Genomic DNA, 18,251 nt, shown 5'->3' with positions numbered 1-18,251 from the left:
CGCTACGCCGCTGGCGGGGCCGAGATCTTCACCGACGGCCGTTCCTGCATGCGCTGGTAGAAGGCGTCGAGCTTCGGATAGGCCTTGCGCCAGCCGCAATCGGCGAACCGGAAATCGGCGTAGCCGAGCACACAGACCAGGCCGATTTGCGCGATGTCGAACGACGAGCCGTCCAGCACGTCCGGCCGGTTCTCGAACCGCGCCATGCCGGCCCAGGCCCTGTTCCAATGATCGTCGTACCAGGCCTGCCACAGCGAGCCCTGCGGCCGCACCATCTTCTCGTAGCGGCAAAGCAGCATGGAATCGAGCATGCCGTTGAGCAGCGAATGATCGGTCTTCAGCTTCCAGCGCCGCGTGCCGTAGCCCGGGATCAGCCGGCCGCCGCCGATCTCGTTGAGATATTCGACGATGACGTAGGAATCCAAAATCACGTCGCCATGGTCGAGGATCAACACCGGCAGCTTCTTCAGCGGCGAGATCCTGGAATATTCGTCGTTGGCCGTGCCCGGTGCGACGGTGGCCGGCACGAACTCGATCTTGTCGATCAGGCCGAGCTCGATCGCCGCGATGCGCACCTTGCGGGCGAACGGGGAGGCGGGAGAGAAGGTGAGTTTCATTGGTGGCTCCTCGGTAGAGCTATCGTATTGGAGCGTCATTGCGAGGAGCGAAGCAATCCATTCATCCAGCATGGTTGGATAGATGGATTGCTTCGCTTCGCTTGCAATGACGTGGTCGCGCCGGTGTCCGGCGCCGGACCTCAAGCCGCGACGATTTCCTGGCGCTGCTCGCCGAGGCCTTCGATGCCGAGCGTCACGACGTCGCCGACATTGAGGAAGGTCGGCGGCTTCATGCCGAGGCCGACGCCGGGCGGGGTGCCTGTGGTGATGATGTCGCCGGGCAGCAGCGTCATGAACTGCGAGACGTAGGAAATGCACTTCGCCATCGTGAAGATCATGGTCTTGGTCGAGCCGGTCTGGCGGCGCTGGCCGTTGACGTCGAGCCACATCGACAGGTTCTGCACGTCGGCGATTTCGTCCTTGGTGGCAAGCCACGGGCCGACCGGACCGAACGTGTCGTGCGACTTGCCCTTGGTCCATTGTCCGAGCCGCTCGGTCTGGAAGTTGCGCTCGGAGACGTCGTTGCAGACGCAATAGCCGGCGACGTAGTTGAGCGCGTCGGCTTCCGAGACGTACTTGGCGCGGGTGCCGATGATCGCGGCGATCTCGACTTCCCAGTCCAGCTTGGTCGAGCCGCGCGGCTTCTCGACTGCATCGTTCGGGCCGGACAGCGAGGTGTTCGCCTTCATGAAGATGATCGGTTCGGTCGGGATCGCCGCCCCGGTTTCCTTGGCGTGGTCGGAATAATTGAGGCCGATCGCGACGAACTTCGAGATGCCGGTGACGGGGGCGCCGAAGCGCGGCTTGCCGGAAACGGCGGGCAGGGAGGCGGGATCGAGGGCAGAAAGCTTCTTCAGCGATTCCGGCGCGTAGGCTTCGCCGGTCAGGTCCTTCACATGGGCCGAGAGGTCGCGGAGCTGGCCGGATTTATCGATCAGACCGGGCTTTTCCGCACCCTTTTCGCCATAACGAACAAGCTTCATGTTGATCACTCCCTACGGTGTCTTGAGGATTGTTACTGGTATACCTCGACATGCTTCATGGAACAGCGCGGGCGGAAATTCAACCGCTTCGCGGTCACGACATTGCAGCCATCACCTTCCGACGTGGCGGTTTTGAGCTGCTCTTTCAAATAGCGGTCATGATCGCGGGCGCGGCACGGCCAGCATCCGCGTGAACATCTCTTCCAGCAGCCGGCACGGCGGCTCGGGATCGCGCATGCCCGCGATGATGGCATCGTCCGCCACCGCATGCATTCCGTCGAACACGATCAGCGCGGCACTGCGGGCGTCCGGGAACGTCCAGACGCCGGCCTTCCGGCCGTCCTCCAGCACGGCGACGATCTGGGCGATCACATCGTCCTTTTCCTGCGATTGGCGCTGATGATGCGGGAAGTCGTGAAACACGACGTCATGCAGTTCGACATTGGCAAGATAGGTTCCGACGGCGCCGCGTAGCCAGGCCGACAGCCGTCCGGCGTGATCGTCCGGAGCGCACGCGCCGATCGCAGCCGCGACACGGGACAGGAAGTCCTGCGTGAAGCGTGCGCGCAAGGCGAGGATCACGTCCGCCTTGGTCGAGAAGTAATGGTAGAAGGTGCCCTTCGCGACGCCGGCCCGGGCGACGATGTCGTCGATCGTGGTGGTCTCGATGCCTCTTGAGATGAAGAGCGCCGCTGCCGCCGACATCAGCTCGTCCACCCTGACCTCGGCGGGTTGAGTCCGCCGCCAGTGCCGCGATGTGTCGCGCCTGGTCGCCTGCCGCTTCCCGATCATGCCGTTAGCATCCATCCGTGCCTGATATCCGATTCTTGGATCGCATATTTAGAATGCCTTTGAAATGGTTTAGTTGAGTTGACCGACCGTCAGTCGATACGTATCTGTGATCCGGCCACGGCAGCTGCCCGATCAGCATGGCGGGGCGCCGTCCGTACCACGAGGAGTCTTCATGAAGTTCTTTCGCGAGGCCGAGCCCGGCATCTTCATCGCGACCGGTCGCCTGCAAACCGAGCAGGACGGTTGCGACTGGACCGCGGAATACAGCGAGCTTCTCGCTGCGGATCGTCCGCTTGCCGTGATCGTCAACGTCAACGATCAGCCGGAGGTCGCCGCCGGCAAGCCGATGGTGTTGTGGATGAAGGCGCGCAAGGCCGAGCTCGGCCGGCTGATCCGGGTCACCGTCTATATCGCCGATGACGATGCGGAACGCGCCGAGCTCGAGCGCACCCTTCCCGGACGGGCCAAGGCGTTGCCCTATCCGGCTGCGATCGCCGCCAGCGAGGCGGACGCGCTGTTCCTCGCGCGCGCCAGCTTGATCTAGCTTACCCCAGCGCGATGAACCTGAACGCGTCGCCGTCGCGCTTGATGTGGCCGGCGTTGAAATGCCCGCCGATCACCAGCGTCGGCGTGTCGGCAAATCGCGAGAACAAGTCGCGCCGGGTGGCCGCCGATTGCTTCTGGTCGGAATCCGCGGTCGACGACCAGTCGAGGTGATACATCTGGCAGGGATGATGCGCGACGTCGCCGGTCAGCAGCCCTTCCTCGCCGGCCGACTTGATGTGGATGCTCATGTGGCCCGGGCTGTGTCCCGGCGTCGGGATCAGCGTAATCTCTTCGGTCAGCCGGTGGTCGCTCGGCACCAGCTCGGCGTTGCCGGCATCCGCGATCGGCTTCACGGAATCGGCGAACACGGCGGCATGCGCTGGATCGTCGCTGTGGTCGCGCCAGTGCTCATACTCGGTCTTGCCGAACACGTAGCGCGCATTGGCAAAAGTCGGCACCCATTTGCCGCCGGCCAGTTTCGTGTTCCAGCCGACATGGTCGACATGCAGATGCGTGCACAGCACGGTGTCGATGCTGTCAGGTGCAAAACCAGCCGCGGTCAGCGTCTCCAGGAACGGATCGCTGCGGTTGTTCCAGGTTGGCACGTTGCGGCCCTGCTTGTCGTTGCCGAGCCCGGTGTCGACGATGATGCGGTGCTCCGGGGTTTCCACCAGCAGCGAATGGATCGACATTTTCAGCCGGCCGTCCTCATTGGCGAAATGCGGGATCAGCCAGGGCAGGCGCTGGATCTCCTCGCGGCCTGCGAGCGGCAGGATGAAGCGTGTGCTGCCGACGGTCTCCAGCTCGACGACCTTGGTGATCCTGACCTTGCCTACGGTCCAGTGCATGCGGCGTATCCTCGTTCTTGTTATCTGGCGCAGTCGACGATCACGGTGCCGATCTTGTCGCCCTTCTCGACGGCAAGGTGGGCATCGGCGGTCTCGGCAAGTGCGAATTGTCCGGCGATGTTGTGCACGCGGGTGCCCGATTCCAGCCATTTCGTGATGTCGGCCTGCGCGGCGGCGAGCAGCGGGGGCGGCAGCGCGAACAGCACCAGCGAGCGCACCGTGATGCACTTCTCCATCAGTTCGCGCACCGGCAGCGTGGGCGTGCGGTTGCCATTGGTGGCGTACACCGCGATGGTCGAGTTCAGCGCCATGAGCTTCAGCGTGGTTGCGAGGTTGCCGCCGAAATCGACGTCGATCACGCGGTCGACGCCGCGGTTCTCGGTGAACGCCATGACCTTGGCGACCACGTCCTCGGTCCGGTAGTTGACGACCATGTCGGCGCCGCCAAGCCGCGCCTCGACGTCCTTGACCTGCGAGCTGACTGTCGCAATCACCCGCGCACCGCCCCACTTCGCCAGTTGCACGGCGTAGTGGCCGACCGCGCCGGCGCCGCCGGTGACCAGCACCGTCTGGCCTGCGACCGGACCGTCGGCAAACAGCGCACACCATGCGGTCATGCAGGGAATGCCGAGCGTGGCTCCGGCCGCGAACGACACGTCCTGCGGCAGCGGCGTCACCAGATAGTCGGCGAGCGTGATGTACTCGGCGGCAGTGCCGAAGGCGCGGCCGTTGCGCTGGCCGTTGAACAGCCAGACGCGATCGCCGACGGCAAAGCGCGTCACGCCTTCACCGACCTGGTCGATGATCCCGGCGCCATCGCTGTTCGGGATCACGCGCGGAAACTCCATCGCGCGATAGTTGCCGCTGCGGCGGCCGACATCGGCCGGATTGACGCCGGAGGCCTCGAGGCGAATCCGGACCTCGCCGGGACCAGCGTCGGGCGTCGGCATCTCGCCGACGGTGAGAACCGTCGGCGCCGCGCCGGTCCGTTCGTACCAGACCGCCTTCACAGCGTGCCCGGGAAGGCGCCGCCATCGAGCAGGATGTTCTGCCCGGTGATGAAGCCGGCCTTGTCGCCGCACAGGAAAGCGCAAGCATAGCCGAATTCGTCGGGACGGCCGAAACGGCCGGCGGGGTTCAACTTGGCGCGCTCGGTCAGGACCTGGTCGGCCGAGATGCCGCGCTTCTCGGCCTCGGGCTTGGCGGTGCCGCGCAGCCGGTCGGTGTCGAACGGGCCCGGCAGCAGGCCATTGATGGTGACGTTGTTGATCACGGTCTTGCGCGACAAGCCGGCGACGAAGCCGGTGAGGCCGGCGCGGGCGCCGTTGGACAGGCCGAGGATCTCGATCGGGGCTTTCACCGCCGCCGAGGTGATGTTGACGATACGACCGAACTTGCGCGCCATCATGCCGTCGACGGTCGCCTTGATCAGCTCGATCGGCGTCAGCATGTTGGCGTCGATCGCCTTGATCCAGTCGTCGCGGGTCCAGTTGCGGAAATCGCCGGGCGGCGGACCGCCGGCATTGTTGATCAGGATGTCCGGCTCGGGGCAGGCTTTCAGCACCGCTTCACGGCCCGCCGCCGTCGTGATGTCGCCGACGATCTCGGTCACGGTGACGCCGGGGTGGCTTTTGCGGATCTCTTCGGCGGTCTGCTTCAGCGCCTCGGCGCCGCGCGCCGTCAACGTGACATGTACCCCTTCATTGGCGAGGGCGATCGCGCAGGCGCGGCCCAGTCCCTTGCTCGATGCGCAGACGATGGCGCGGCGGCCTTTGATTCCAAGATCCACGAGTTTACTCCCTGTGAGGTCGGGTGGTTTTTAAAGGTTTGATGGCGGCATTCTAGCCAAGCCCGGCGGCGTCGGTAAGAGAGGTGCAATGCATAAGTGCATGCCGGACAGGAACAACGGGTCGTCTCGATCAACTAGATGCGCTGCTCGCGGCGCAGCCGCTCGATCGCCATGGTGGCTTCCGGTGGCAGCGAGCGGAATCCGGCCTGCCCGGCCGCGGAGAACAGCGGCCGCAATTGCGATCCGTTGAGGAACTGCGGCTGCCTCGCCAGCGGCACCAGCTGATCGAACACCAGCACCAGCGTGGTCACGACGAGGCCGACCCTGACCGCGCCGAGCAGCGCGCCGCCGAGGCGGTCTCCGATCCCGACCTCAGCGCCGATCGTGTCGTCGAGCATCGTCCGCGCCATCTTTCCGAGAATGACGCCGATCACGAGGAACAGGCCGAACAGGAGCACCCCGTTGGGCGGAAACGGCGACGACGGCAGCGTCGCGATGTGGGGCCCGATCATCGCCAGCGCCGCGACCGCGAGCGGCATCGCGACGAGATAGGCCAGGATGGTGACCGCGCTGCGCAGCAGGCCGGTCGTGAAGCCGGTCACGACCGCGAACAGCAAGCCGAGGATCACGGCGGCATCGAAGAGGTTCATGAGTGAGAATTTCCTGCCCGATCTCCTACGGTCCCCAGGTTGGTGAAACCGGCTTGCATCCAGGACAATTGTAGCGATCAAGCGCCTACTTCCGGCAACCTGTCGATGTCCGGCCTATTCGATGCCGGTAAAGAAATCATCCTCTTCACCGACGCTCGCCGTCATTCCGGGGCGCGACGAAGTCGCGAGCCCGGAATCCATCGAGCTGCGGGTTCAACGGAAATGGATTCCGGGCTCGCGCTCACGCGCGCCCTCAGGTGCGCAATTGCGCACCGGGGAATGACAAAGAAGTTCACCCCGCGCGCATCTCCGCCCGGATCATGTCGGCGGCCTTCTCGCCGATCATGATGGTCGGCGCATTGGTGTTGCCGCCGATCAGCGTCGGCATGATCGAGGCGTCGACCACGCGCAGGCCGTCGAGCCCGTGCACGCGCAGCGTCGGATCGACCACCGCGAGCGGATCATTGGTACCCATCTTGCAGGTGCCGACCGGGTGATAGACGGTGTCGGAGCGCGCCCGCAGGATGCTGCGGATGTCGTCGTCGGTGCGGACATCTGCGGTGAACATGTCCTTCTGCTGCAGCGCGCGCAGCGCCGGCGTGTCGAGCAGCCGCTTCGTCATCTTGAAGCCGGCGACCATGGTCTCGACGTCGCTGTCCTCGCCAAAGAAATTCGGATCGATCGCGGGAGCTGCCATGGGATCGGCGCTGTTCAGCCACACGCTGCCGCGGCTCGCCGGCCGCAGCAGGCAGACATGGCAGGAGAAGCCGGTGCCCCAGCGCGGCTTGCGGCCGTGGTCTTCCACCATGGCCATGCAGAAATGCAGCTGAATGTCGGGGACGTCGAGGTCGGGCCGCGTCTTCAGGAAGCCGCCGCATTCGGCGACGTTCGAGGTCATCGGGCCGCGCCGCTCGCGCCGGTATTGCCCGATGCCCTTGATGATCCGCCCGATCCCGCTCCACGACAGTCCCGAGAAATAAGGTGCGTCGGAGGCGAAGCCGAACACGAAGTCCGGATGATCCTGCAGGTTCTGTCCGACACCCGGCAGCTGATGCACGCTGGCGATCCCGTGCTTGCCGAGCGCTGCGGCGTCGCCGACGCCCGACAGCATCATCAATTGCGGCGACTGGAACGCGCCGGCAGCGAGGATGACCTCGCGCCGCGCGCGCAGCACCTTCTTCTCCTTGCCCTGCATGTACTCGACGCCGACGGCACGCTTGCCCTCGAAGAGGATGCAGGTCGCGTGCGCCTGCGTCTCGATGCGCAGATTGGGCCGGCGGCCCATGTGGGGATGGATGTAGCCGCGCGCCGCGCTCCAGCGCTCTCCGTTCCGCTGCGTCACCTGGTAGATGCCGAGGCCTTCCTGCTCGGCGCCGTTGAAATCGTCGCGGATCCGGAACTGACCCTCGCGCGCGCCTTGCAGGAACATCTCCTTGACCGGATTGTCCGACTGCAGGCCCGTGACGTTGAGCGGCCCGCCCTTGCCGTGATATTCGCCGTCGAGCTCGGTGTTGTTCTCCGAACGCTTGAAGTAGGGCAGCACGTCGGCATAGCTCCAGCCGGTATTGCCGAGCGAAGCCCAGTGGTCGTAGTCGGCGCGATGGCCGCGGATATAGACCATGGCATTGATGGCCGAGGAGCCGCCGAGGCCCTTGCCGCGCGGCTGATAGCCGATGCGGCCGTTCAAACCCTTCTGCGGCACCGTGTCGAACGCCCAGTTGTTGATCTTGCCCGAGAGCATCAGAATGATGGCGCCGGGCGTGGTCACCACCCAATTGTCGTTCTTGCCGCCGGCATCGAGCACCGCCACCGAGGTCGCCGGATCCTCCGACAACCGCCCCGCCACCGCGCAGCCGCCGGAGCCGGCACCCACCACCACGAAATCGAATGTGTCAGTCATTTTTGTTTCCCCCATGCAAGTTATTTGTTGTCATTCCCCGGTGCGCAATTGCGCACCTGAGGGCGCGCGCAGCGCGAAGCCGGAATCCATTGCGCCGCATCGATGCGGATAAATGGATTCCGGGCTCGATGCTTCGCATCGCCCCGGAATGACGCCGCTAAGACAACATCCGCATCAGCTTCTCCAGCCGCGCGATCTTCGCGCCATAGGGCGGATAGAGGTCGGCGAGCCTGTTGAACCGCGAGCGGTAGAATACCGGCTTCAGCTTCGTGAGCGTCCTGAATCCCCATTCGCCGTGATAGGCGCCGGTGCCGGACGCGCCGACGCCGCCCATCGGCTGATAGGCCTGCGCGAAATGGAACAGGCAGTCATTGACGGTGACGCCGCCGGACACCGTGCGCGCCAGCACCGCGTCGCGGGCGGCGTGATCGGTGCCGAACCAGTACAGCGCCAGCGGGCGGTCGCGCTTGTTGATGAAGGCGATCGCCTCCGTTGAGTCACGGGTGCCGATGACCGGCAGCAGCGGCCCGAAGATTTCCTCCTGCATCACGGTCATCTCAGGCGTCGCATCGACGATGACGGTCGGCGGGAATTTGCGCCGCTGCTTCCACTCCGGATCGTTCGACGCTGCCGGTTGCATGATGGTCGCGCCCTTCGCGGCGGCGTCGGCGACGAGGGCCTCGAGCCGGGCGTAGTGCCGGTCCGAGACGATCGAGGTGTAGTCGGGATTTCTGGGATCGGTGCCGAACATGTGCTGCATGTGGCCCTGCAACCGGATCGCGAACGGCTGCACCGAGGCTTGCGGCGCCAGCACGTAGTCGGGCGCGATGCAGGTCTGGCCGGCATTGAGCAGCTTGCCATAGGCGATGCGTTGCGCGGCCTCGTCGATGTCGGCGGAACCGTCGACGATCGCGGGCGATTTGCCGCCGAGCTCGAGCGTCACCGGCGTGAGGTTGCGGCCGGCCGCCTCGGCGACCAGCCGGCCGATTCGGGTCGAGCCGGTGAAGATCAGATGATCGAACGGCAGCGCCGCAAAGGCCTTCGCGATGTCGTCGTCGATATCGGTGACCGCGAGCTCGGCGGTGTCGAATTTCTTGGCGATCGTCTCCATCAGCAATTCGGAGAACCGCGGCACCAGCTCGCTCGGCTTGATGATGGCGCGGTTGCCGGCCGCGATCGCCGCGACCGCGGGCGCCAGCGTCAGCTGCAGCGGATAATTCCACGGTGCAATGATCCCGACCACGCCGAGCGGTTGCGGGATCAGCCGGTTCTTGGCCGGCGCGAACTGTACCGTGGTCGGGATCCTCTCGGGCGCCATCCAGCCCTTGAGGTGCTTGGCGGCATGCCTGATCTCGCCGAGCACCAGCATGGTCTCGGCGATCGCGGTCTCGACGGTGGAGCGGTGGCCGAAATCGGCCGAGATCGCGGCCTCGAATCGCGCCTCGTTCTCGGTCAGCGCGGCGCGCAGGCGCCGCAGTCGGTCCAGCCGCGCCTGCAAGGTCGGCGCCGGCTCGCTGCGCGACAGCTCGAATTGGCGGTGAAAGACCTCCTCAAGCGCGTACAGCCCCGGGCTCTTCAATGGCCGGTCCATTGGCGTTTCCCCTCGGATGACGATTCCTTGACGGATTTTGTTGGCGCCAAGCTCCGCTTTTGCGTGCGATCTGGCAAGGCCCGGTTCCCGGCGGTAATTCTGTCAGGAAAAACCGGTGATTTGGACGTCACAAAATCCTCAAAAACCCGCATCCGGGGCTTTCCAAACCGACCTCACGTTGATACATACGCCCCGCACCCGACGGCTTCGGCCCGGGTCGCCTTCTCAGGAAGCTCTCCGGACGGATCGATCGGCGCCGTTACAAGCGTTGGCCGGCAGGTTCGGGCACCCTTCCTGAAAGGCACGCAACGGTTTAACGCGGGGTGGAGCAGCCCGGTAGCTCGTCAGGCTCATAACCTGAAGGTCATAGGTTCAAATCCTATCCCCGCAACCAAGTTCGGACCTACCGGTTCCGATGAAATGGCCCGCATCTCGCGGGCCATTTTTGTTTTGGGAGAAGGTTCGCCTCGATCGTCGGTGCCGGAGGACCGATCACTGCCTCCCGGCAAACCGGTCCGCGCGCTAGACGATGAAGTGAAATTCCTGCCAGGCGCTCCACATCAAGCCGTCATTGGCGCGAACCCAGAGGTCGTCGGCGACGGTTCCGCCCTGGAAGGTGGTGCTGGCAAGCTGGGCCGCGCTGACATTGATGGCGGTGTTGGTGGGCTGCGCGTTGCCGCCCATGCTCCAGTGACCGCTGTTGGCTGACGTGGTCGAATCCCAGAATTGATATTGGGTGATGCTGTCGCCGTCGGGATCGGTCACCGAAAACAGGTTCGATGCGGCCACGCTCTGGTTGGCCGTGGCGTGGAAGTCGGACGCGGAGACGATCGGAGCCTGGTCGATCGGTGCGGTGACGTGAAATTCCTTCCACGGCCCCCAGGCAATGCCGTCGTAAGCCCGCGCCCACAGATCGTCCGAACCGGAGCCGCTCTGAAAGCTCGTGCTCGAGAGCTGGGCGGCAGTGACATCGATCGCGACGTTGGTGCCCTGAGCCACTCCGCCGACCACCCAGTGCCCGCTGCTCGGATCCGACGTCGAATCCCACACCTGATAGTTCGCGATGGTGTCTCCATCCGCGTCGGTGGCGGAGAACAGCGCGGAGGCCGCGATATCCTGGCCGTGGCTCGCCGCAGCGTCGGCGGCCGTCACGATCGGAAGATTGTCGAGCGGCGCGTTGACGTGGAATTCCTTCCAGTTGCTCCAGACCATGCCATCGAAGGCTCGCACCCAGAGATCGTCGGAGCCTGAACCGCTCTGGAATGATGTATTGGCCAGCTGTGCCGCGCTGACATCGATGGCCTGGCCCGCCGGCTGTGCGGCGCCGGCCACGACAAAATGCCCGCTGGCGGGATCGGTCGTCGAGTCCCAGAACTGATAATTGGTGATCGTATCGCTGTCGGGATCGCTGACCGTGAACAGGTTGGACGCGGCGATGTCCTGACCATGCGTTGCGGTCATGTCCGACGCGCTGACCACCGGTGCGTGGTCGATCGGCGCGTTGACGTGAAACTCTTTCCAGGCACCCCATGTGATGCCGTCATTGGCTCGCACCCACAGGTCATCCGAGCCGGAGCCCGACTGGAACGAGGTGTTCGTCAATTGAGCGGGTGAAACATCGATCGCGATGTTGGCAGCCTGCGCCACTCCGCCGACCACCCAATGACCGCTGGAGGGATCGCTCGTTGAATCCCAAACCTGATAGGCGGTGATCGTGTCGTTGTCGGCGTCGGTTGCGCTGAAGAGATTGGATGCGGCGATATCCTCGCCATGGGTCGCCGCAAAATCGGTCGCGCTGGCCACCGGCGCATGATCGGGACCAGGCGTGACCGTGAACGGGACCCATGCGCCCCACAGCGTTCCATCGTAAGCCCTCACCCAAAGCTGGTCCGGAGCCGAGCCGAACTGGTAGCTGGTCTGGGCAAGCTGTGCGGCGGTGATGTCGATTTCCGCATTGGTGGCCTGAACGGCACCGTTCACCACCCATGCGCCGTTGCCGTTGCTGTCCCAGAGTGCGTACTGGGTGATCGGATCGCTATCCGGGTCGGAGGCGCTGAACAGGCTCGAAGCCGCGATCGACGTTTGCCCGTGTGCCGCCGTGAAGCCGGAAGCCGAAGCAACGGGAGGATGGTCGACGCCTGGCGTCGCCGTGAACGGGACCCATGCTCCCCAGAGATATCCATCATAGGCGCGGACCCAAAGCGTGTCGGGGGCCGAACCGAACAAATAGCTCACTTGCGAGAGGTTGGCGGCCGCGACGTCAATCTCGGCGTTGGTGGCTTGCGCAACACTGCCGATAGTCCAATGGCCGTTGCCCTGCGTGTCCCAGAATGCATATTCGGTGATCGTGTCGCTGTCCGGGTCGCTAGCGGAGAACAGGGACGAGGCAGCCGCCGCGAGCTCCATATGCGCGGCGGTCACGTTTGCTGCCGTGACCACGGGTGCATGATCGGCCGGCGAGATCACGAAGGATTTCCAGTCGCTCCACAAATAGCCGTCGAACGCTCTCACCCACAATGTGTCCGAGCCGGGTCCGGCTTGATAATTGACCTGAGCCAGCTGCGACGCGTTGATGTCGATCTCGGTGTTGGTGCCCTGGGCGACGCCTCCCACCGTCCAGTAACCGTGGCCGTTAGTGTCCCAGAAGGAATATTCGGTGATGGAATCGCCGGTGGCCATGTTCACCGAGAACAGCGACGAGGCCGCGTAGATCTGATTTCTTCCTGCGGACTGGTCGCTGGCGGTGACGACCGGCGTCGTCCGGATGCTGTACCCCAGATCCTTCAGAACGCCGATGTCCAAATTGGAGATCGCGTACTGGTAATCGGGGTAGAAGACGATCCCGTTCATCAAATCCAGCGTGAGCGGATCCTTGACGGTCGACGGGGTGGCGTAGAAGTCGGATTGCTGGTTGCCGAAATGATAGTAGTTCTGGGTGGTGCTGTTTGTGGTCAGGGGCACCGGGCCGCCATAGGCGGCCTCGGCATTGGCGCCGATAAAGTATGCGCCCATCGCGGTCTTCTGAATCAGATTGTCGAACGTCGATTCGTATTGGCCGGCAAGCTGGCCGCTCTGGTCGTACCAGCCCGTCATGCCGAAGCCGTGCATCAGCTCATGCAGAAAGACGTCGATCGGATTGATCACGTTTCCAGGCACCTGACTGGCGTAGGTCAGGCCATAAGCCATGTCGATGTACTGGAAATAGCCGGGATCGATGTTGATGGTGATGTCGCTTGTCGCGCCCGAGACATGCTGCCCGGTGGTCAGCTCGTATTGGCTTGACGGCTCGTACAACGGGAGCGTGCCATTTGTTCCGACATAGTAGCTCGTGGTCGGCCCGCCATCGGCACGGCCAACGCTGGTGGGCAGGATGTTGAGCTGCACCACCAGGGTGCCAATGCCCAGGATATAGCGCTGCCAGACATTGAGGGCCTGCTCGAGATCGTAAACAAGCGAGGCTTCGGCGGACGCGCCTGCGTTCGAAGAATCGTTCAATGTTACTGAATAATTCCAAGGCATCTTGGTCGGGCTTTCAATCTATGGTAGCGTACCAATAATAAGTACTATTCATGCTGATCAGTCACGGGTAGTCAACAGACGTCGAGCGCGGGCTGCGGTGGTGCGTGAGGCTGTTCATGTACAGCGCCTCGGGTGCGATCGGCCTGAACTTGGGCATGGAACAGAGTCCGCGCCATTTCTGCAGGCTGAATATCAGCTCGGCACGACACTCTTATACGTCACGCGGCCGATGCGATCATCGCGGCGACGCCGATGACGGCCCATCTCAAGCGCCGCGGCCCGTAAGACTACGGAGCGTGGTTCAGCTGCGGGCGGTTCCGACGAGGGACCGGGATCGGCATGATGTTGCTCGTGAATTCGGTCGTTCGTTCACAACGCCAATTGCATCCCGCCAAAGAGACATAGTACTCTGGGCGTCATATTCATCTGCTGCTCTGTCGGTTCGTTGCGAATAGTCGGTTTGCGCTGGCGACGAGGTCGAAGGAGCAGGGACGGGGCGCTCCCGACGGTGTCGGTTCGCGTTCGACGGCAGTTATTTTCAGCTACTGAGCAGATTAAATCGCGAGATGATTGAAACGCGGAGCGGTACGGCAGCAGACAGCGGGATCGTTGCACTCGCGATGCTGCTGCGTTTTCACGGCATCCCCGCCGATGTCGACCAGATTCGTCACCAGTTCGGCAACGGACCGGTCGGAACGCCGGAGATGCTGCGCTACGCGCGCTCGACCGGCGTCAAGGCCCGGGAGGTGACGACCAACTGGCTAAGGCTCGAGAAGGCTCCGCTTCCTGCCATCGCGTTGTTGCGCGACGGTGGCCATTTGATCCTTGCCAAGGTCGGCGCCGACAAGATCCTCGTGCAATCGCCGCTGTCGGAGCGCCCGGAGTTGATCACGCGTGCCGATCTGGAAGCGGTGTGGTCAGGCCGGATGATCCTGGTCAGCCGCCGCGCCGGACTGGTCAATCTTGCACGCCGCTTCGACCTGTCATGGTTTCTGGGCGCGATCCACAAGTATCGATACCATTTCGTGGAGGTGTTGATCGCCTCCTTCTTCCTGCAGCTGTTCGCGCTGGTGTCACCGCTGTTCTTTCAGGTGGTGATCGACAAGGTCCTGGTCAATCACACTCTCAGCACGCTCGATGTGCTCGTCGTGGGATTGATCGGCATCGCGGTGTTCGAGACGGCGCTTGCGATATTGCGGACCTATCTGTTCTCCCACGTGACGAACCGGATCGATGTCGAATTGGGAGCCCGCTTGTTTCGGCACCTCATCGGGCTGCCCATTGCCTACTTCCAGGCTCGCCGGGTCGGCGATTCGGTTGCGCGGGTCCGCGAGCTCGAGAACATCCGCAACTTCCTGACCGGCTCCGCCCTGACGGTCGTGATTGACCTGTTCTTCACCGTCGTCTTCATCGCGGTGATGTTCGTCTACTCGCCGATCCTGACCTGGATCGTGCTCGGATCCTTCCCGCTCTATGTCGGCATCTCGGCCGGCGCGACGCCGCTGTTCCGTCAGCGGCTCGACACCAAGTTCGAGCGCGGGGCCGAGAACCAGGCCTTCCTCGTCGAGAGCGTGACCGGGGTCGAGACCATCAAGGCGATGGCGCTCGAACCGCAGATGCAGCGGCGCTGGGAGGAGCAGCTTGCCGGATACGTCGCGGCCAGCTTCCGTGTGCTCAGCCTCGCCAACGTCGCGAGCCAATCGGTCCAGTTCGTCAGCAAGCTCGTCACCGCGGTGATCCTTTACGCCGGGGCCAAGCTGGTGATCGACGGCAGCCTCACGGTCGGCGAGCTGATCGCCTTCAACATGTTCTCGTCGCGCGTCAGCGCGCCAGTCCTGAGGCTGGCGCAGCTCTGGCAGGACTTCCACCAGGCGAGGCTCTCGGTTGCGCGGCTCGGCGACATCCTGAATACGCCGGCCGAGCAGACCTTCAGCCCCGGCCGCGCAGTCCCGCCGCCGATCAAGGGGCAGGTCACGCTTGAGCACGTGTCGTTCCGATACCGGGTCGATGGACCCGAAGTGCTGCACGAGATCAACATCAACATTCCCGCCGGCCAGGTCGTCGGCATCGTCGGCCCGTCGGGGTCGGGCAAGAGCACCTTCACGAAGCTGGTTCAGCGCCTTTACGTTCCGGAGAAGGGCAGGGTCCTGGTCGACGGCATCGACCTTGCGATGGTCGATCCGGCGTGGCTGCGCCGCCAGGTCGGCGTCGTGCTGCAGGAAAACGTGCTGTTCAATCGCAGCGTCCGGGAAAACATCGCGCTCGCCGACCCGGCCGCTCCGATGGAGAAGGTGGTCGCCGCGGCCCAGCTTGCGGGGGCTCACGAATTCATTCTGGAACTGCCGGAAGGCTACGACACCGTCGTGGGCGAGCGCGGCTCCAGTCTGTCGGGAGGACAGCGCCAGCGCATCGCGATCGCGCGCGCCCTGATCACCGATCCGCGCATCCTGATCTTCGATGAAGCGACCAGTTCGCTGGACTACGAAAGCGAACGGGTCATCCAGGACAATATGAACCGGATCGTGAAGGGGCGAACGGTCTTTGTCATCGCGCACCGGCTGTCCGCCGTCCGGCGCACCGATCGAATCATCACCATCGATCGCGGCCGGCTGGTTGAGCAGGGCTCCCACGAGGAGTTGCTGAGCTCGGGCGGAAGATACGCGTCGCTATACCGGTTGCAGGCGGGGATCCATGAAGTCGGCTCGTGAAGCGCCTGCGGTCGGGCGTAAAACGCGGGACGAGCTGGCGTTCCTGCCGGCGGCCCTCGAAATCGTCGAGACGCCACCATCTCCGACCGCCAGGCTGACGGCCATCTTGCTTGCCGCCCTGTTCTGTTGCGCCGTGGCATGGGCCGGCCTCGGCAAGATCGATATCGTTGCCTCTGCTCCCGGAAAGATCGTGCCGGGCGACCGCGTGAAGCTGGTCCAGCCGCTTGAGATCGGGGTGGTGCGGGCCATTCACGTCCGCGACGGTCAAACCGTCAAGGCCGGCGAGATTCTGATCGAGCTGGATCCGACCAGCAATCAGGCCGAGCTTCTGCACCTGAAAAACGATCTTCTCGCGTCATTGCTGGACATTGCCCGCACACGCTCTGCGCTCGACGGCAACACGAGCGCGCTCGACGGCGCGCCGGAGGACACGCCGCCTGCCTTGATTCAGATGCATCTGGAGTATCTGCGCAGTCAGGATTCCGAGCAGCGCGCCAAATTGTCCGAGCTGGATCGGCAGCGGGTGCAGAAGGTGGCGGAGACCAAGACGATCGACGCCGGCATCGCCAAGATTGAAGCCTTGCTGCCGGTGCTGCAGGAGCGCGTCAACGTCCGCAAGTACCTCGCGGACCGGGAATACGGTTCAAAGCTGCAATATCTGCAGGAGCTTCAGGAGCTCGTCGGGATGCAGCAGGACATCCTGGTGCAGAAAAGCAAGCTCCAGGAGGGCAATGCTGCCGTGGCCGCGCTCGACGAGACGCGCGCCAAGCTTGTCTCGGAATACCGGCATCGCCTGTATGACGACCTGGCCAAGGCGACGCAGAAGGCCGGCAGTCTCAAGGACGAGGTGTCCAAGGCCGAACACAAGACCAATCTTCAGAAGCTTGCGGCACCGATCGACGGCGTGGTGCAGCAATTGGCCGTGCACACGGTCGGCGGTGTCGTCACGCCCGCCCAGACGCTTGCGGTGGTCGTGCCCAGCGACAATCTGATTGAAATCGAGGCGATGGTTTCCAATCGCGATATCGGCTTCGTGCATCCCGGGCAGGACGCCGAAATCAAGGTCGATACCTTCAACTTCACGCGCTACGGCCTGCTGCACGGCAAGATCGTCAGCGTCTCGCCCGATTCCGTCTCCCGCGACAAGGCGCGAGATTCCGCCCGCGAGCCCAATGCTGCTGGGACGGAGGAGAGCAGCGAGCCGAAGGGGCAGGGGCCGGTGTATATCGCGCACGTCTCGATCGACCGGACCAAGATGGTCGTCGACGACAAGGAGATCAGTCTTTCGCCGGGAATGACCGTCACCGTCGAAATCAGGACGGGTGCCCGCAGCATCATGAGCTATCTGTTGTCGCCGATCATGCGCTACCGGCAGGATGCCCTCCGCGAGCGGTGACGACGCCCGGCGGTCAGGCCGTCACGACGTGGTCCGGGATTCCACGTGGCTCAGGCTTGGATCGGATTCGTGGATCGCAAGGCAGTTTTGCCCCGCGTCGTAGGTCCGGTATCCATGATCGTTCAGCGTACGAACCAGGGCGGCCTTGTCGGTCTTGATGAATTCCGCATGGATGATCGGGTGATGCTGCCGGATCGTGGCGCTGGCGCCCTCCAGCACCTTCAACTCCATCCCCTCGACGTCGATCTTGATCAGGTCGCAGCGGCCCAGGTTCAGCGAGTCCAGCGTGATCATTGCCGTCTCAATCCCGCTGGCCTCCGAATAATCGATTTGCTGCCCGATCTGCTCGGTGGCGGAGCGTTGCGTCACCTCCAGGCTGCCGAAACTGGCGGGCTCCTGATGACTGAGGGCCGGCACCCGGGTTTTTCCGGTTTCCGACGAAATGACCGCGTGCATCGCCCTCGCGTTGAAGCAGTTGTTGATGGCGATGTTACCGGCAAGGGCGTAGTAGACCCGCTCCTGCGCCTCGATGGCAACGACCGAGCCCCAGCCGTCCATGTGCCTGGACCATTCGATGGTGTGAACGCCGATGTTCGCTCCGCAGTCGATCGCGACCACGCCATCGCCCCGGTAGGTTCTTCGCAGTGCAAGAAGACCCTTCGTCAGCTCGATTTCAGTGGCGTCGAACGTGCCATGCTCGAGAATCTGAATCCCGACTCCAAAAGTGTGGTCGCCCGCGGTGTGATAGTCCAGCCGGTTGACGATCAGCGGGCCATGCGTCGACGCTGCGATCACAAACGGGATCTTGCTGGGATTGCGGCTCATCGTTGTGTGTTTCTTTGTGTCTGCCGCGTGGGAACGGCTGCGAGGGGTACCCGCTAAGGTTTTCGTCCGTTGACGCGGTTGTCAATC

14 protein-coding genes and 1 tRNA gene are annotated in these 18,251 nt (G+C 63.8%); 4 read left to right on the top strand and 11 right to left on the bottom strand.

Annotated features, from left to right (window positions below; translation table 11 throughout):
- Positions 1 to 2: 2 nt before the first annotated feature.
- From CK489_RS01250 to CK489_RS01240, 3 genes are all read right to left on the bottom strand, one after another.
- Positions 3 to 617, bottom strand: a complete 615-nt coding sequence (locus tag CK489_RS01250; protein ID WP_095731181.1) for a glutathione S-transferase family protein — start codon at positions 615 to 617, stop codon at positions 3 to 5.
- A 140-nt stretch (positions 618 to 757) separates the two neighbouring features.
- Positions 758 to 1,600, bottom strand: coding sequence for a fumarylacetoacetate hydrolase family protein (locus tag CK489_RS01245; RefSeq protein ID WP_095731180.1), 843 nt, complete (start codon positions 1,598 to 1,600; stop codon positions 758 to 760).
- Between the two features lie 156 nt (positions 1,601 to 1,756).
- Positions 1,757 to 2,392, bottom strand: a complete 636-nt coding sequence (locus tag CK489_RS01240) for a TetR/AcrR family transcriptional regulator (RefSeq protein WP_050629518.1) — start codon at positions 2,390 to 2,392, stop codon at positions 1,757 to 1,759.
- A gap of 172 nt (positions 2,393 to 2,564) precedes the next feature.
- On the opposite strand from CK489_RS01240, the gene CK489_RS01235 reads away from it, so the two are divergent.
- Entirely contained in the window at positions 2,565 to 2,936 is a 372-nt protein-coding gene (locus tag CK489_RS01235; protein WP_095731005.1) for a hypothetical protein, read from the top strand.
- Between the two features lies 1 nt (position 2,937).
- Here the strand turns inward: CK489_RS01235 and CK489_RS01230 are convergent, their stop codons facing one another.
- The 6 genes from CK489_RS01230 to CK489_RS01205 all read right to left on the bottom strand — a co-directional run bounded on the left by CK489_RS01230 (position 2,938) and on the right by CK489_RS01205 (position 9,716).
- Positions 2,938 to 3,786: an MBL fold metallo-hydrolase gene (locus tag CK489_RS01230; protein WP_095731004.1), complete on the bottom strand. Its 849-nt coding sequence runs from the start codon at positions 3,784 to 3,786 to the stop codon at positions 2,938 to 2,940.
- 20 nt (positions 3,787 to 3,806) lie between these two features.
- Complete coding sequence (locus CK489_RS01225; protein WP_095731003.1) at positions 3,807 to 4,796, bottom strand: NADPH:quinone reductase; 990 nt, start codon at positions 4,794 to 4,796, stop codon at positions 3,807 to 3,809.
- Positions 4,793 to 5,575 carry an SDR family oxidoreductase gene (locus CK489_RS01220; protein ID WP_095731002.1) on the bottom strand — a complete coding sequence of 261 codons (783 nt, stop codon included), beginning with the start codon at positions 5,573 to 5,575 and terminating at the stop codon, positions 4,793 to 4,795. Before CK489_RS01220 ends, CK489_RS01225 begins: the two co-directional genes overlap by 4 nt.
- Before the next feature lie 134 nt (positions 5,576 to 5,709).
- A complete protein-coding gene (locus tag CK489_RS01215; protein ID WP_095731001.1) occupies positions 5,710 to 6,225 on the bottom strand; it encodes a CvpA family protein in 516 nt (171 codons plus the stop codon).
- A gap of 292 nt (positions 6,226 to 6,517) precedes the next feature.
- Entirely contained in the window at positions 6,518 to 8,125 is a 1,608-nt protein-coding gene (locus CK489_RS01210) for a GMC family oxidoreductase (protein ID WP_095731000.1), read from the bottom strand.
- Positions 8,126 to 8,282: 157 nt separating this feature from the next.
- Complete coding sequence (locus CK489_RS01205; RefSeq protein ID WP_095730999.1) at positions 8,283 to 9,716, bottom strand: coniferyl aldehyde dehydrogenase; 1,434 nt, start codon at positions 9,714 to 9,716, stop codon at positions 8,283 to 8,285.
- A gap of 317 nt (positions 9,717 to 10,033) precedes the next feature.
- Between CK489_RS01205 and CK489_RS01200 the strand changes: the two genes are divergently transcribed.
- Positions 10,034 to 10,110 (top strand) — tRNA-Met (locus tag CK489_RS01200).
- A gap of 128 nt (positions 10,111 to 10,238) precedes the next feature.
- Here the strand turns inward: CK489_RS01200 and CK489_RS42080 are convergent.
- Positions 10,239 to 13,211, bottom strand: coding sequence for a hypothetical protein (locus tag CK489_RS42080; protein ID WP_245350217.1), 2,973 nt, complete (start codon positions 13,209 to 13,211; stop codon positions 10,239 to 10,241).
- Between the two features lie 590 nt (positions 13,212 to 13,801).
- Between CK489_RS42080 and CK489_RS01180 the strand changes: the two genes are divergently transcribed.
- Together CK489_RS01180 and CK489_RS01175 are read left to right on the top strand one after the other, a co-directional pair.
- On the top strand, positions 13,802 to 15,943 hold the full coding sequence (locus CK489_RS01180; protein WP_050629504.1) for a type I secretion system permease/ATPase: 2,142 nt from the start codon (positions 13,802 to 13,804) through the stop codon (positions 15,941 to 15,943).
- Positions 15,927 to 17,339, top strand: a complete 1,413-nt coding sequence (locus CK489_RS01175) for an HlyD family type I secretion periplasmic adaptor subunit (protein WP_050629505.1) — start codon at positions 15,927 to 15,929, stop codon at positions 17,337 to 17,339. Before CK489_RS01180 ends, CK489_RS01175 begins: the two co-directional genes overlap by 17 nt.
- Before the next feature lie 21 nt (positions 17,340 to 17,360).
- On the opposite strand, the gene CK489_RS01170 is transcribed toward CK489_RS01175, so the two are convergent.
- Positions 17,361 to 18,164, bottom strand: a complete 804-nt coding sequence (locus CK489_RS01170; RefSeq protein ID WP_095730998.1) for an FkbM family methyltransferase — start codon at positions 18,162 to 18,164, stop codon at positions 17,361 to 17,363.
- Positions 18,165 to 18,251: the final 87 nt, after the last annotated feature.

The organism is Bradyrhizobium sp. UFLA03-84 (assembly GCF_002289535.1).
Taxonomy (GTDB): domain Bacteria; phylum Pseudomonadota; class Alphaproteobacteria; order Rhizobiales; family Xanthobacteraceae; genus Bradyrhizobium; species Bradyrhizobium viridifuturi.
The sequence above is the reverse complement of the archived record's forward strand: the minus strand, read 5'-3'. Positions and strand labels throughout refer to the sequence as shown.

Excerpts from the sequence above, each read along its gene's own strand:
- CK489_RS01250 (WP_095731181.1), bottom strand. The coding sequence starts at position 617 with ATGAAACTCACCTTCTCTCCCGCCTCCCCGTTCGCCCGCAAGGTGCGC.
- CK489_RS01245 (WP_095731180.1), bottom strand. The coding sequence starts at position 1,600 with ATGAAGCTTGTTCGTTATGGCGAAAAGGGTGCGGAAAAGCCCGGTCTG.
- CK489_RS01235 (WP_095731005.1), top strand. The coding sequence starts at position 2,565 with ATGAAGTTCTTTCGCGAGGCCGAGCCCGGCATCTTCATCGCGACCGGT.
- CK489_RS01180 (WP_050629504.1), top strand. The coding sequence starts at position 13,802 with ATGATTGAAACGCGGAGCGGTACGGCAGCAGACAGCGGGATCGTTGCA.
- CK489_RS01170 (WP_095730998.1), bottom strand. The coding sequence starts at position 18,164 with ATGAGCCGCAATCCCAGCAAGATCCCGTTTGTGATCGCAGCGTCGACG.
- CK489_RS01175 (WP_050629505.1), top strand. The coding sequence starts at position 15,927 with ATGAAGTCGGCTCGTGAAGCGCCTGCGGTCGGGCGTAAAACGCGGGAC.
- CK489_RS01205 (WP_095730999.1), bottom strand. The coding sequence starts at position 9,716 with ATGGACCGGCCATTGAAGAGCCCGGGGCTGTACGCGCTTGAGGAGGTC.
- CK489_RS01240 (WP_050629518.1), bottom strand. The coding sequence starts at position 2,392 with ATGATCGGGAAGCGGCAGGCGACCAGGCGCGACACATCGCGGCACTGG.
- CK489_RS01210 (WP_095731000.1), bottom strand. The coding sequence starts at position 8,125 with ATGACTGACACATTCGATTTCGTGGTGGTGGGTGCCGGCTCCGGCGGC.
- CK489_RS01230 (WP_095731004.1), bottom strand. The coding sequence starts at position 3,786 with ATGCACTGGACCGTAGGCAAGGTCAGGATCACCAAGGTCGTCGAGCTG.
- CK489_RS01215 (WP_095731001.1), bottom strand. The coding sequence starts at position 6,225 with ATGAACCTCTTCGATGCCGCCGTGATCCTCGGCTTGCTGTTCGCGGTC.